Source organism: Pseudomonas sp. 15C (assembly GCF_055484735.1).
Window position 1 is genome coordinate 177,501 of record NZ_JBUDGD010000003.1, and the last position, 12,952, is coordinate 190,452.

Consider the following 12,952-nt stretch of genomic DNA (forward strand, 5'->3'; position numbering starts at 1 on the left):
AAACCATAGCAGCAAATGGCGGGGTGCGGGAGCAGCGCAATGCTGCACCCGCTGCGCTCGAATCAGGCTTTTGGCAGTGCCAGACCCTGGCCCATTTGCACTGGCGAACCGGCCACCAGCTCTTCGGCCCATTTCACTTGATCCGGGCCAAACAGCACAATGGCGGTCGAACCGAGCTTGAAGCGCCCAAGTTCCGCGCCTTTTTCCAGATAAATAGGCGCACGCGCGGCTTCGTCGTAGCGGAAGGTTTTCAGTTCGCGCTTCGGCGGCGTGACCAGGCCGGCCCAGACGGTTTCGATCGACGCAACGATCATCGCGCCGACCAGGACGACGGCCATCGGCCCGCGTTCAGTGTCGAAAATGCACGCTACACGCTCGTTGCGGGCGAACAGTTCCGGCACATTTTCGGCAGTGGTCTGGTTGACCGAGAAGATCCGCCCCGGGATGTAGACCATTTCACGCAGAGTACCGGCCAGCGGCATGTGCACGCGGTGGTAATCCTTCGGCGACAGGTAAATGGTGGCGAAGTCGCCGCCCATGAACGGTGCCGCGTTAGATGCGTCACCGCCGAGCAGCTCCAGCACGCTGAAACTGTGGCCCTTGGCCTGGAACACGCGACCGTGCTCGATCGGGCCGAGCTGGCTGATCGCACCGTCGGCCGGGCTGAGAATCGCGCCCGGGGCTGGGTCCAGCGGACGCGCGCCGTCTTTCAGGGCGCGGGTGAAGAAGGCGTTGAAGTGTTCGTACGCTGTCAGGTCTTCGACCAGCGCTTGCGACATGTCCACCTGATAGCGCTTGGCGAACCATTGGGTGAAGGCATTCTTGAACCAGCGCACGCGGCACTCGGCAATACAGCCGGCCAGGCGCGACAGCAGGTGATGCGGCAGCAGGTACTGGCTGAGGATAAACAGACGCTCTTTCATTGATTTTCCTTGGAAGCTTGAATCTCGACGGGCGTGTCGGGGTGGTTGCCCCATTCGCCCCAGGAACCGGCGTAGCCCTTGACCCGCGGATAACCGAGGGACTTGGCCACCAGATACGTGAAGCCCGACCGGTGATGGGTCTGGCAGTGGGTAATGATTTCTTTGTCTTTGCTGATGCCGAGCTGTTCGAGGATCTGCGGCATGTCGGTGCGGATGCGCAACTGGCGCGCCTTGTCCATGCCGGCAGTCCATTCGAAATTGACCGCACCGGGAATGTGTCCGCCCTTGGCCGCGAGGACTTTTTCACCGGAATACTCCAGCGGGCCGCGCGCATCCCAGATCGCCAGATCGGCAGCGCCGAGGCGGCTTTGCAGGTATTCGCGAGTGGCCGTCGGCCCTTCATGCAGGGTCAGCGCCACCGGGCCACCGACGGCTGGCGGTACCTGAATCGACATCGGCAGACCGTCGGCCAGCCATGCCGGCAGGCCGCCGTCTATATAGTGGTATTTGTCGTGGCCGATGACATCGAGCAACCAGATGAAGCGCCCGGCCCAGCCGCCGCCCTCGTCGTCATACACCACGTACACCGCATCCGGGCGATGGCCGAGCTCACCGAACAATGCTTCCAGGTCGGCTTTCGCCGGCAGCAGGCCCGGCGCTGGCGGCTGGCCGAACTGGGTGCGTTTCGGGTCGACAAAACGTGCGCCGGGCAGGTGACCCTCGGTGTAGCGCGCAGGGCTGGTCAGGTCCACCAGGATCAGTTCCGGGGACTCGAGCCGCGGGAGCAGGTCGCTCGGCTCGATGACGAGCGGCAAGCCAGAGAAGTCAGACATGCGAGGTCTCCAGAGCACAAAGGGGAGGATTGTAGCGCAGCCTCATCGGCCACGGCTGCTAAAGCTGTGCAGGGCTTTTTCGATGCACTGCGCAGTCTTGGCGAAGGCTTGCACGGTGATATCGGCGAACGGCCCACCGCCCTGGTCGGCGACGACGATCATGATCACTCGGCCATTGTTGACCAGTGAGCGCAGGAATAGATGTTCGCCACGGAACAGCGTACGCAGGCTCGCTGGCAACAGCGCGGAAAACTGCGCATTGTTTTCCGGGGTGATCCGCACCTGCGCCTGTTGCGTCAGCAGGCGTTGCAGCACTTTGCTTTGACTGACGACGAAACTCAGCGCGCCGGCCTCCTTCGGCAGGCCGGCAGTTTGCTGCACGCGCAGCGTCGAGTGCGTGCGGTCGGCCATCAGAATCATCACCCGGCGCATGCCGCTGGCCACCAGCGCATTGCGTGCGGCGACGGTCAGGCTCATGGCGTTGGTGAAACGGCTGGGTTCGGCGAGCAGTTCGGCGCATTGCCGACGCCACTGGCCGAGGTCGTCCGACGACGGTGCTGCCGCGGGCAGCATGCCTGCGGGCAAGCGTCGCGTGCCCCACGGCCAGAGCAGCGCAACTGCCGGGTGCCACAAATCCGGCATGGCGTGCTGCCGCGCGCTGTTCGCCGCTTGCTGGTGCAACTGCTGTTGCACCTCGTCCATGGACATCTGCAGATAAAGGCTGGTCAGGTACTGCCAGCGTTCGCTGTGCGGACTGTCCCAGGCCTGATGCGCCGACAGCGCCAGCCCATTGGCCAGCAGCACGGTATTGGCCGGCTGATTGAGCCAGCGGCGCAGGGTCGGGTCATCGTCGAGGCGGTTTTGCTGGCGCAACGGATGTTCGCTGTCGCGGGCGATACGCAGCACCTGCACCAGTTCACGCTGTTCGTTGAGCAGCAGTTTATAGCCTTGCTGGACCCAGATCGGCAGACGCCAGGCCTCGACCAGCGCATCGGCAATTTTCAGCAGGCGTACGCCAAACAATTGCCTTTCGACGAGGTGCGCCGGTTCGCGTTTATGAATCACCCGCAGCTCCCACTCCTCAAGCAGTTGCGGGAAGGTCAGGGCCAGCGGCCACAGCGGCGAGAGAAACAGCAGGCTGCCCCAATGGATGTCCTGCCACAGCCGCGCCAGGCGACTGGCAAAAAAACCGTTGGCCTGTTGCGTCGCGTGCTGACTGATCAGCTGCAACTGGCGCAGGGCCTTGGGAATCTGCATCTGTGGTTCGGCGGGCAGGCGTGCGAGCAGTTCTTCGGTACGAGCAAGGCCGAGGCGGTTGATGGCGACCTCGAGATTTTCCGCCGGCGTGGCCATGGTGCCGTGGGTGTGACGATTGGCCTCACGCAGGATGCTCAAGGCCAGCGCCGGGCTGTCCTGCATCAGATCGGCGATGTCACGCAACGAGCTGCGATTGTCGCGGATCGCCCGGCAGACTTTGTCGTGCGCCGCTTGCGGGACGGGCAGCCGGACGCTGTCGAGCAGCTTGACCCAGCCGTCGAGGGTGGTCGGTTTTGCGTGTGGGACGTTCGTTTCATTAGCCATGTCTGGACGGGATCTTCACTGACTGTAGACGCGCCCGGCATGGGCTAAATTGGCTTTTCGCCTGAACTGGCTATAGTCTGGCGCAGTTTTGCCGATAAGTAGAAGAAGAGATTTTTTAACTTCCGAATATGACCTTGAACCCGACTTAAACAAGTACCTTCTACCTATGGCTAAAATTATCGGCATCATCGTCGTATTCGCGAGCGTGCTCGGCGGATACGTGCTCTCCCACGGCAAGATTGCCGCCCTGATCCAGCCCTTCGAGGTGATGATCATCGGCGGTGCGGCCCTCGGCGCATTCCTCCAGGCCAACCCTGGTTATATGACGATGCACGTGCTCAAGAAATCCCTGAGCATGTTCGGTTCGCGCTTCACTCACACTTTCTATCTGGAAGTGCTCGGGCTGATCTACGAGATCCTCAACAAGAGCCGCCGCGAAGGCATGATGGCGATCGAAGGCGACATCGAAGATGCCGCCGCGAGCCCGATCTTCGCCAAGTACCCGGCGGTGCTCAAGGATGAGCGCATGACGGCGTTCGTCTGCGATTACCTGCGCATCATGTCCTCCGGCAACATGGCTCCGCACGAGCTCGAAGGCCTTTTCGACATGGAACTCTACAGTCTGAAAGAAGACCTTGAGCACCCATCGCATGCGGTCAACGGCATCGCCGATGGCATGCCCGGTTTCGGTATCGTCGCGGCGGTACTCGGTATCGTGGTGACCATGGCCTCGCTGGGCGAGGGCGACCAGGCGTCGATCGGTCTGCACGTGGGTGCGGCGCTCGTCGGTACGTTCTTCGGTATTCTCGCGGCGTACGGTTTCTTCGGCCCGCTGGCGCACTCGCTGGCTCACGATGCCAAGGAAGAACTCAACGTCTACGAAGCCATCAAGGCCTCGCTGGTGGCCTCCGCTTCCGGCATGCCGCCGTCGCTGGCGGTCGAGTTCGGTCGCAAGGTTCTGTATCCGGCCCACCGTCCAAGCTTTGCCGAGCTGGAACAAGCCGTTCGCGGTCGTTAAGAAATGGAAAATAATCAGCCGATCATAGTCAAGCGCGTCAAGCGCATTGCCGGCGGGCACCACGGCGGGGCGTGGAAAATTGCCTTCGCCGACTTCGCCACCGCGATGATGGCGTTCTTCCTGGTGCTGTGGCTGCTGTCCACGGCGACGCCGGAGCAGAAAATCGCCATCGCCGGTTACTTCAAGGACCCGGTCGGCTTCTCCGAAAGCGGTACGCCGTACATCATCGATCTGGGCGGCACGCCGACCCTGGCGCCGGAAAACACCCTCAACCCGGAAGTGAAGTCGCAGCCGCAGCCCGACAAGGTCACGGTCGACACCGAGCAGGTTGAAGGCATGGCCGAGCAGGTCGAGAAAGAGCGTCTGGAGCTGTTGTTGCAAGAATTGCAGAACAAGGTTGACGAGAACCCGCAGCTGCAGAAATTCAAGGACCAGATTCTCTTCGAAATCACGCCGAACGGCTTGCGCATCCAGATCATGGACGCCGAGAACCGGCCGATGTTCGACTCAGGTTCCGCACGCCTGAAGCCGTACTTCGAAGACATCCTGCTGGCGATGGCCGACACCATCAAAGCGGTGCCGAACAAGATCAGCATCAGCGGTCACACCGACGCCAAGCCTTACATCGGCAGCGGCGACTACGGCAACTGGGAGCTGTCGGCCAACCGCGCCAACGCCGCCCGGCGTGCCTTGGTCGCTGGCAGCTACCCGGATGCGCAAGTGGCGCGGGTGGTCGGTTATGCCTCGTCGGCGCTGTTCGACCGCGAGAACCCGTTCAACCCGGTCAACCGCCGTATCGATATCGTCGTGCTGACCAAGAAGGCCCAGGCGGCCATCGAGGGTGCGCAAGGTGCCGATGCTGCCAAGCCGGCGGATCAGAGTCAGAACGGTGCTGCACCGGCGGCGCCTGCTGATCCGAACGCGTTGCCGGCGGATCAGCAACCGGTGCCCGCGCATGAACTGCGTGAGCGGCTGAATCTGTTTGATGATGCCGCGCCGAAGCCGGCTGAGCCGGGTGGGGCGGTGCCAGCGCCGAAGCAGTGATTGTTAAAAAAACCGACAGTGATGTCGGTTTTTTTTGCCTGATTGTTTCGGCTTGAGGATTACTGTGCCGCGAAGATCGCAGCCCCTCATCCCAGCCCTCTCCCGAGGGAGAGGGAGCCGATCTCCGGTATCTCAGAACCAGAGTTCGACCGTGATATCTCGGGTCGGCGTACCCCTTGAGCGCGGCGCGGTCAGTCCCCTCTCCCTCCGGGAGAGGGCTAGGGTGAGGGGCTCTTCAGGCATGACAATGGTCTAGAACCCGCGCCGAATCCGGTTCTTCAGCTGTTCATGAAAGAACTCGGCATTGCGCTTGTAGCTGCCCTTGATCGATTCATTGATCGAATCCAGCGCCATCGAGCGTTTGCTCATGACTTCATCGCGATAGGCGTCGATGAAAAAATCCAGATCGCTGTTGGTGCTCAACTTCGGCCATTTATCCAGATACAGCGGCAACTCCGCCGGGCCGGTCTTGAACGAGCAAATCCGTCGGTTGCTGATGGTCGCTTCGCCAATCTCGAACGGCACCCACCACGACAGCGCCGTCTTCTCTGAAACCACTGCCAGCAAATGCGTGCACTCGGTGATGTTGCGCGTGATCACCCCGGTGATGTCATCGGTGGTCTGCGATTCCGGGTCGAGCACGTCGAGGTAAGTCTTGATCTTCGCCTGGGTCAGGCGGGTATTGATAGCGATCGCGTGGGCGCGGTCCATGTGGCGGTAGCTGATGAATACGGGCATCAGAAATGTCCTTTAATGGCGAGTTCACGGTAATACGCACCGAGGGCCGTCAGGCGGCAACCGGTGGAGTGGAGGGCGGCGTAGTACATGTGTTCGGCGTCGACCGGCTCGATCAGGCTGTGGCGGTTGCATTTCTGCAACTGAGCGAAGATCTCGCCATGCTCGGCCACGAACGTCGCTTCGGTGGGTTCGTAGCTGGGGTCCAGTGCGAACACCGACTCGGCTTCGGCGAACCAGTCCGGCAATTTGCGCAGGATTTCCTTGGGAATCAGCGGCGAGACCTCGCGCAGGGAAATGAACTGCGAAACATTGGTCTTGAAGACCGGCCGCTGCTCCCAGGCATCCAGAGCGTTGTCGACAAAGGAATACAGGCTGCCGGGGGTGATCTTGCCAAGAATGTTCGCCGCGCCTCCGTGCAACGCTTGCAGCAGCAGACCGGTAAACACCCCATGCTGCGCGCCTTCCATGGCCGGCTCCTCTTTCTTGCAGGCAGTCAAAATGCTCATGCCTTCGCCGATGGTGCTGCTTTCGCTGCGCAAGGCGCGCACTTCGCCGGCCGAACCGCTCTGACAGCAGTCGAGGATGATCATTTTATTTTTGATGCGCGTGGCTTTGGTCGCCCAGTTGAGAATGTCACTGATGCGGATGCCGTCTTTCGCGTTGCGGTAGTCCTGCGGTATCAGCATGCCCTCATCGGTGCCGGCATCAAAGCCACCGTGACCGGCGAAATACAGCAGGGCGACATTGCAGTCGCCGGAAAACAGCTCGCGGATCTGATCCTCGAGTCTTTCGCGGCTCAGATAATCTTCGGCAGACGTCAGCACGACATTCTTGAAATTGGGGTCGCCATTGGCGTTGGTCTTGAGCACCGAAGCCATGGCCATGGCGTCGTTGCAACAGCCGCTCAATCCGGAAATATTCGAGTAATCGTTGATGCCGATAAACAGTCCCTTGCGCATGCTCACACCGCCGTATGCAGGCGAATCGCACTGACGATGCTGTTGGTGTTCCAGGCGCATTCGGCGTGTGCGGCGTTGCGCACCACGGTCGAGATGCGCTCGGCGCCGAACGGTTTGATCGCAATGACCACTTTGCCCATGCGTTTGGCGATCTCGATTTCCTTGTTGATCCACTTGCTGTAGGTCGAATACATGCCAGCCATGATCAGCACCGCCGAGCAGGGACGAATCTTGTTTTCGATGGCTTGCTCAAGCTCCTGATCGGTGCGGGCATCAAGAATCGGATTGTGCGTTGGCACTGAAAAATTCTTGTAGGTAAAACCCGGTTTCGCATTGAGCAGGCGCACCAGATTGTCGTGGGCGTGGGCGTAGCTCCACGAATGGCTGATGAACAGGTGATAGGTTTGCATGGCGTTCCTCGGAGATCGCAAGAAGCGAGAGAGGAACCGAATGTAGGCATCTGGAACGCGCTCACAAGGTCTGCGCGGCAAAACAGAAACGTCTTGCAAACAGGCGTGCGAACGCCCTACAGCCAAGTCTGACGTTTAAAAGAAGCGGTTGAGATCAGGCACAGACTGACACGCGGCAGCCCCGCGCAAGGGGCTGCCGACAGGCCTGTTTAATAGCCGTTTTCAGGCAGGCTGGCGATGATCGAGCGGTAGCTGTTCATTCGTTGCTGCTGAATGCGCCCGTCCTCCAGCGCCTTGAGCAGCGCACAGCCCGGTTCGCGGTCGTGCTTGCAGTCGCGGAAACGGCAGGTGCCGAGCAAATCGTCGAATTCGATGAAGCCGGCTTCAACATCGGCACGGCTGACGTGGCCGAGGCCGAATTCGCGGATACCCGGCGAGTCGATCAGTTCGCCGCCGCCAGGGAAGTGGAACAGCCGCGCGGTGGTGGTGGTGTGCGTGCCCTGGCCGGACAGTTCGGACAACGGCCCGACACGAGTTTCCACCTCGGGCAGCAAGCTGTTGACCAGCGATGATTTGCCGACGCCGGACTGGCCGACGAACACGCTGATGCGTCCGTCGAGCTGTTGCTGCAGCTGCTCCATGCCGTTGCCGTGGTGTGCGGAAACTTCCAGCACCGGATAACCCAGCGTGCGATACACCGCCAGCAGCGCGTTGAGTGCCGGGGCGTTCTGCTCGTCGATCAGGTCGAATTTGTTCAACAGCAGAAGAGGGCGGATGCCGGCGTGTTCAGCGGCGACCAGATAGCGGTCGATCAGGTTGGCATGCGGCTCGGGCAGCGGGGCGAAGACGATGACGATCATGTCGACGTTGGCCGCTACCGGTTTGAGCTGGCCACGGCTGTCCGGGCGGCACAGTTCGGTGCTGCGCGGCAATTGCGCGACGATCACGCCGATGCCCTGGTTGCCGGCGCGCCAGACGACTTTGTCGCCGGTTACCAGCGCTGGCAGGTTGGCGCGCAAGTGGCAGCGAAACACCTGGCCCGCCAGTTCGCCGTCAACGGCTTCGACTTCAACCTGCACGCCGAAGTGCGCGATCACCAGACCGTGTTGTTCAGGGCCGAGGTCGCCGCCCTCGAGGGCTTCGACCGCCGAGGACTCGCGTTTGGCGGCGCGGGCGGCGCGCTCGCCCTGAATCTTTTCGATGCGCCAGTTTTGACGACGATTGAGTTGGCGTTTGGCCATGGGTGTTCCGTCTGAAGAATGCAGCGATTAGGTAAAACGGCCGCGAGTTTAGCACGCCCGGGCAACGGCCTAGGCTAAACTGCGCAGCATTGCCTAGGAGCCCGAATATGCAAAACCCGCAGAACCTGATCTGGATCGACCTGGAAATGACCGGTCTGGACCCGGACAACGACGTCATCATCGAAATGGCCACCATCGTCACCGACAGCGACCTCAACACGCTGGCCGAGGGGCCGGTGATCGCTATCCACCACAGCGATGAAGTCCTCGCGCGCATGGACGAGTGGAACACCCGCACCCACGGCAACTCTGGCCTGACCCAGCGAGTGCGCGACAGCCGCATCAGCATGGCCGAAGCCGAAGCCGAAACCATCGCCTTCCTGGAGAAATGGGTACCGAAAGGCAAATCGCCGATCTGCGGCAACAGCATCTGCCAGGACCGTCGCTTCCTCTATACCCACATGAAAGCGCTGGAAAGCTACTTCCACTACCGCAACCTCGATGTCTCGACGCTCAAGGAACTGGCCGCGCGCTGGGCGCCGGACGTGCGCGACAGCTTCAAGAAGGGCAGCACGCACCTGGCGCTGGACGACATCCGCGAATCGATTGCCGAGTTGCAGCATTACCGCAAGCATTTCATCAAGTTCTGATGGGGTTTGTGCAGGAGCTGCCGCGGGTTGCTCCTGCATTGGAACGTGTCGCTCGTGCCGTGTCGTGCCAGCATAAAACGGGCTGGTGGCGCTTGCCGCTGATCGTCGCATTTGTCGCAAATGGCCTGCCGTAAAACTTTCGAAGCAGTTGTTATCTATTATTGCTGTTGCGAAAGGCTGATCTTGAGTGTTGAGCCGAGTTTAATTCGCATCGAAATGTAAGTTCAGGTTCGTCATTTTCAAAAAAAAGTGATGATCGGTTTTTTTGTTTTTTATTACACATTTCCAATGCGGGTCAGATTTGCCTCGTGCTATTACTTTCGCTCTATTTCGAGTTGCGAAGTGTTCGAAACTCAGGTTTGGCAAGGAAGAAATTCATGAGTGAACAGTTGGATTCATTACAAGGTCAATCCGACCAGTCGGGTGCGGCGGAAAGTATCGGTAGTTTGGCCGTGAAGTTTGACGCAGGTGGATTCAGTCGAAACAAAGTTCTGTATGCCAATGGGCGCATGCAGGTTAAAGTCCAGGTCGTAGTATCTGGTCTGGATCGCGACGGTGACGTCGTTGCGGTTTCCGACGAGGTCATGGAGAGTATTCGTCTCATTCACTATGACAGCGGCAGGACCTTGCGCAACGGTTGGCAAGCCAGCACGGAGCAGGGCCGTTTCACCCTGGCGGTAACGCAGACCGCCACCTCCACCGTTGCGGATGATGAGGATGAGGGAGGCGAGGATTCTTCGGGCCAGCGCCGGGTCCGCACGTTTTGGGTTTCCAGCGAAAATGTCGAAACCATCCAGATCGGTGCGTCCATAAAGTTTGATAACACAATTATCCGCAGCAACGGCACAACGCTTTCGAGCAGGCATGACAGCAGCGTCAGCGTTGAGGCCATCCTGCCAGTTACCTATGCGGTGGAGCAATTCCGTTGGGAGGGCGTCTGGTATGACGGTGGGTTTAGAAACCAGCGTATTTACAAGTACTACCTCGGCCTGTATCCAGGTTCGCGACAAATAAAATTGGTGGACTGGATTGCTGAGGGGTCTGACAAGAACGTTGTTTTTGCCTTTGGTAATAAAACCAAAGGATGGAACGCAGCGTTCCAGGCAGGCATTATTGTCCGCCCTGACCGGCAAAGTATTGACGTGTCGTTACCGTATAGCGACGTCGTCGGATGGACGCCAGACTCCATCAGAAATATTTATCATGAGAAGGACTACGAGGTTCGAGTCAACGACCGCATCGGAGAACTGACTGTTGTCCAGTTACTGTCTCCAACTGCACGAGACCAACCGCCGGTCGATAGATCGGAAGTTTTCCGCTTTACCGCTCTGGATCAATTTGGTACGGAGCATAAGCTGGCTATCCGCACTGACTTCAAAGAACGAAGCTTCAGGCTGGAACGAGGCTAACGTCATCTCTTTTGATACCGGTGCGAAGTGGCTAGACTGCGCGCCTCTCTGCCGGGATCGCCGCCATGTTGCTGATGCTCTATCTGATTGCCATTACCGCTGAAGCCATGACCGGGGCTTTGTCTGCCGGTCGTCGCGGTATGGACTGGTTTGGTGTGGTGCTGATTGCCTGCATCACAGCGTTGGGTGGCGGTTCGGTTCGTGATGTGCTGCTGGGGCATTACCCGCTGACATGGGTAAAACACCCGGAATACCTGGTGTTGACCTCGGTTGCGGCAATGTTCACCGTGTTCACCGCGCGCTGGATGCGCCACCTGCGCTCATTGTTTCTGGTGCTCGATGCAGTCGGTCTGGTGGCGTTCACCCTGATCGGCTGCATGACCGCGCTGGAAATGGGCCACGGCATGCTGGTGGCATCGGTCAGCGGGGTAATCACCGGGGTATTCGGCGGCATTCTTCGCGATATTTTCTGCAATGATATTCCATTGATCTTCCGGCGCGAACTTTATGCGAGCGTGTCGTTTGCTGCGGCGTGGTGTTACATGCTGTGTCTCTATCTTGACCTGCCCAGCGAACAGGCCATTCTCATCACTTTGTTTGGCGGATTCCTGTTGCGTCTGCTGGCGATTCGTTTTCATTGGGAAATGCCCAAGTTTATTTATAACGATGAGCACTGAGTATTCCTATTTGCAGGCATAACGCCGTAGCTCGTCGAAGATATTGCAAAGGTATGTTTCTTACATTTTTCATTTTGCCGATTTTTTTAAAGTGATGTATTTCTCGGTGTGGCATCTGCGATGTCAGCCGTTAATGCATCTCTTAAAAGGATTTTCGTCATGAGTGAAAGTATCGAAACTGCAAGCGACCAGCCAGATATCCCTCCCGTACTCGAAGCTATTGCCCGCTTCAGGGTCAAGTTCGATGCCAGTGATAGTAGTTACAACAAAACGCTGTTCGGTAATGGCCGAATGCAGGTCAAGGTACAAGTGCTGGTTTCCGGGGTGGACGTCAATGGCAGCGCAGTACACATACCCGCCGATGTAATGGAAAGTATTCAGCTGATTCATTACAACACAGGGAATACCTTGCGCGACGGTTGGACGGCCAGTACCGAACAAGGGCAATACACTCTTGAAGCGCCAGGCTCGTCCAATAATGCAAATGTTGAGGACGACGGATCAGAAGATGACAGCCTGCATCCGCAGGTCCGCACGTTCTGGGTGTCCTCAGCGGTCGCCGGCACCACCCAGGTTGCTGCCCGCTTGCTCCTGAATGGGGAAAGGATTCTCAGTAACGGCACCACGCTTTCCAGCGTTCATGACAGCAGTGTCACCCTCGAAGCAAAAACGCCTGTGACCTACGCCATTGAACAATTCCGCTGGTACCAGACCCGTCGCGGCAATGAGCACTATGGCAATCGTATCTTCAACTATTATCTGGGACTCTATCCGCATGGACAGCAGATCAAACTGGTCGATTGGATAGTAGATGGAGTCGAAAAAGGTGCCAATCATCTGTTTGCAGGGGGGAATAAACTCAACGAACCAAAAACAAATTATATGAAGGTCTTTCTGGTTAGCCCTGAAACGAAATCTTTATTTGTATCCTTGCCGGCGAAAGGCGATCCTTTTGCGTATGCCTTTTTCCCTGATGCCCCGTCCTGGAATGACGAGAATTATCACGTAAGGGTCAATGATCATGACGGTGAGCTGACCGTCATGCAGGCCCTTTCCGAATATTCGATAACGACCGGGAAGGCAAGCAAGTACGGAGGTTCCCTTCACTTCATTGCCATTGATGAACACGGTACTGAGCATAAGCTCTCGATCCGAGTCAACTTCTACGAGCGTAACTTATACCTGGAACGAGGCTGATCCCAGACCTCGCTGATGCAATGTCGGCGTATGTAATAGATGTATATATCCTTGATTGCTCCAGCTGTCGGTAAGCTGTGATGTTAAATGACCGGGTATTGCATCAATGGTGCTTTACTTATATCCGGCGCTGGCCCCTCTGTTTTGGGGGCCAGCGCAACACCCCTCAAGGATGAGCACTCATGGCTGGAAAACCGCCAAAAAACAAACCTGTTTCTCTCCCCATCAAAACGCCCGACTCAATTGCGGGCGGGCTGCATAGGCCTCCGGCG

At 58.5% G+C, this 12,952-nt stretch carries 13 protein-coding genes; 6 read left to right on the forward strand and 7 right to left on the reverse strand.

Annotated features, from left to right (window positions below):
• Nucleotides 1-62: 62 nt before the first annotated feature.
• Genes asd through ACYYKW_RS03555 form a run of 3 tightly spaced genes read right to left on the reverse strand, consistent with a single transcriptional unit; the run spans nt 63 to nt 3,337 of the window.
• A complete protein-coding gene (gene asd / locus ACYYKW_RS03545) occupies nt 63-923 on the reverse strand; it encodes an archaetidylserine decarboxylase (RefSeq protein WP_464989429.1) in 861 nt (286 codons plus the stop codon).
• The gene (rhdA, locus tag ACYYKW_RS03550; RefSeq protein ID WP_093105434.1) at nt 920-1,756 is read right to left on the reverse strand and encodes a thiosulfate sulfurtransferase; all 837 of its coding nucleotides are present in this window, start codon (nt 1,754-1,756) and stop codon (nt 920-922) included. Before rhdA ends, asd begins: the two co-directional genes overlap by 4 nt.
• Nucleotides 1,757-1,798: 42 nt before the next feature.
• Nucleotides 1,799-3,337: an HDOD domain-containing protein gene (locus ACYYKW_RS03555; protein WP_464989430.1), complete on the reverse strand. Its 1,539-nt coding sequence runs from the start codon at nt 3,335-3,337 to the stop codon at nt 1,799-1,801.
• A gap of 166 nt (nt 3,338-3,503) precedes the next feature.
• Between ACYYKW_RS03555 and motA the strand changes: the two genes are divergently transcribed.
• Both motA and motB read left to right on the forward strand, forming a co-directional pair.
• Nucleotides 3,504-4,355: a flagellar motor stator protein MotA gene (gene motA / locus ACYYKW_RS03560; RefSeq protein WP_024011357.1), complete on the forward strand. Its 852-nt coding sequence runs from the start codon at nt 3,504-3,506 to the stop codon at nt 4,353-4,355.
• Between the two features lie 3 nt (nt 4,356-4,358).
• The gene (motB, locus tag ACYYKW_RS03565) at nt 4,359-5,399 is read left to right on the forward strand and encodes a flagellar motor protein MotB (protein WP_090280724.1); all 1,041 of its coding nucleotides are present in this window, start codon (nt 4,359-4,361) and stop codon (nt 5,397-5,399) included.
• Nucleotides 5,400-5,651: 252 nt separating this feature from the next.
• Here the strand turns inward: motB and ACYYKW_RS03570 are convergent, their stop codons facing one another.
• The 4 genes from ACYYKW_RS03570 to rsgA form a co-directional block, all read right to left on the reverse strand.
• Nucleotides 5,652-6,137 carry a toll/interleukin-1 receptor domain-containing protein gene (locus ACYYKW_RS03570; protein ID WP_090280727.1) on the reverse strand — a complete coding sequence of 162 codons (486 nt, stop codon included), beginning with the start codon at nt 6,135-6,137 and terminating at the stop codon, nt 5,652-5,654.
• Nucleotides 6,137-7,096, reverse strand: coding sequence for a caspase family protein (locus ACYYKW_RS03575; protein WP_464989431.1), 960 nt, complete (start codon nt 7,094-7,096; stop codon nt 6,137-6,139). Before ACYYKW_RS03575 ends, ACYYKW_RS03570 begins: the two co-directional genes overlap by 1 nt.
• A gap of 2 nt (nt 7,097-7,098) precedes the next feature.
• On the reverse strand, nt 7,099-7,506 hold the full coding sequence (locus ACYYKW_RS03580; RefSeq protein WP_464989432.1) for a TIR domain-containing protein: 408 nt from the start codon (nt 7,504-7,506) through the stop codon (nt 7,099-7,101).
• A 209-nt stretch (nt 7,507-7,715) separates the two neighbouring features.
• A complete protein-coding gene (gene rsgA, locus ACYYKW_RS03585) occupies nt 7,716-8,747 on the reverse strand; it encodes a small ribosomal subunit biogenesis GTPase RsgA (RefSeq protein ID WP_090280736.1) in 1,032 nt (343 codons plus the stop codon).
• 107 nt (nt 8,748-8,854) lie between these two features.
• Between rsgA and orn the strand changes: the two genes are divergently transcribed.
• The 4 genes from orn (at nt 8,855) to ACYYKW_RS03605 (ending at nt 12,680) form a co-directional block, all read left to right on the forward strand.
• The gene (gene orn, locus ACYYKW_RS03590) at nt 8,855-9,397 is read left to right on the forward strand and encodes an oligoribonuclease (RefSeq protein WP_053116764.1); all 543 of its coding nucleotides are present in this window, start codon (nt 8,855-8,857) and stop codon (nt 9,395-9,397) included.
• Nucleotides 9,398-9,774: 377 nt separating this feature from the next.
• The gene (locus ACYYKW_RS03595; protein WP_464989433.1) at nt 9,775-10,806 is read left to right on the forward strand and encodes a hypothetical protein; all 1,032 of its coding nucleotides are present in this window, start codon (nt 9,775-9,777) and stop codon (nt 10,804-10,806) included.
• 65 nt (nt 10,807-10,871) lie between these two features.
• A complete protein-coding gene (locus ACYYKW_RS03600) occupies nt 10,872-11,483 on the forward strand; it encodes a trimeric intracellular cation channel family protein (protein ID WP_093105408.1) in 612 nt (203 codons plus the stop codon).
• Nucleotides 11,484-11,642: 159 nt separating this feature from the next.
• Nucleotides 11,643-12,680 carry a hypothetical protein gene (locus tag ACYYKW_RS03605; protein WP_464989434.1) on the forward strand — a complete coding sequence of 346 codons (1,038 nt, stop codon included), beginning with the start codon at nt 11,643-11,645 and terminating at the stop codon, nt 12,678-12,680.
• Nucleotides 12,681-12,952: the final 272 nt, after the last annotated feature.

What these genes read in the sequence shown, in the direction of transcription:
- ACYYKW_RS03575 (WP_464989431.1), bottom strand. Translation starts at nt 7,096, where the DNA reads ATGCGCAAGGGACTGTTTATCGGCATCAACGATTACTCGAATATTTCC.
- motB (WP_090280724.1), top strand. Translation starts at nt 4,359, where the DNA reads ATGGAAAATAATCAGCCGATCATAGTCAAGCGCGTCAAGCGCATTGCC.
- asd (WP_464989429.1), bottom strand. Translation starts at nt 923, where the DNA reads ATGAAAGAGCGTCTGTTTATCCTCAGCCAGTACCTGCTGCCGCATCAC.
- ACYYKW_RS03570 (WP_090280727.1), bottom strand. Translation starts at nt 6,137, where the DNA reads ATGCCCGTATTCATCAGCTACCGCCACATGGACCGCGCCCACGCGATC.
- rhdA (WP_093105434.1), bottom strand. Translation starts at nt 1,756, where the DNA reads ATGTCTGACTTCTCTGGCTTGCCGCTCGTCATCGAGCCGAGCGACCTG.
- ACYYKW_RS03555 (WP_464989430.1), bottom strand. Translation starts at nt 3,337, where the DNA reads ATGGCTAATGAAACGAACGTCCCACACGCAAAACCGACCACCCTCGAC.
- ACYYKW_RS03605 (WP_464989434.1), top strand. Translation starts at nt 11,643, where the DNA reads ATGAGTGAAAGTATCGAAACTGCAAGCGACCAGCCAGATATCCCTCCC.
- orn (WP_053116764.1), top strand. Translation starts at nt 8,855, where the DNA reads ATGCAAAACCCGCAGAACCTGATCTGGATCGACCTGGAAATGACCGGT.
- rsgA (WP_090280736.1), bottom strand. Translation starts at nt 8,747, where the DNA reads ATGGCCAAACGCCAACTCAATCGTCGTCAAAACTGGCGCATCGAAAAG.
- ACYYKW_RS03600 (WP_093105408.1), top strand. Translation starts at nt 10,872, where the DNA reads ATGTTGCTGATGCTCTATCTGATTGCCATTACCGCTGAAGCCATGACC.
- ACYYKW_RS03595 (WP_464989433.1), top strand. Translation starts at nt 9,775, where the DNA reads ATGAGTGAACAGTTGGATTCATTACAAGGTCAATCCGACCAGTCGGGT.
- motA (WP_024011357.1), top strand. Translation starts at nt 3,504, where the DNA reads ATGGCTAAAATTATCGGCATCATCGTCGTATTCGCGAGCGTGCTCGGC.
- ACYYKW_RS03580 (WP_464989432.1), bottom strand. Translation starts at nt 7,506, where the DNA reads ATGCAAACCTATCACCTGTTCATCAGCCATTCGTGGAGCTACGCCCAC.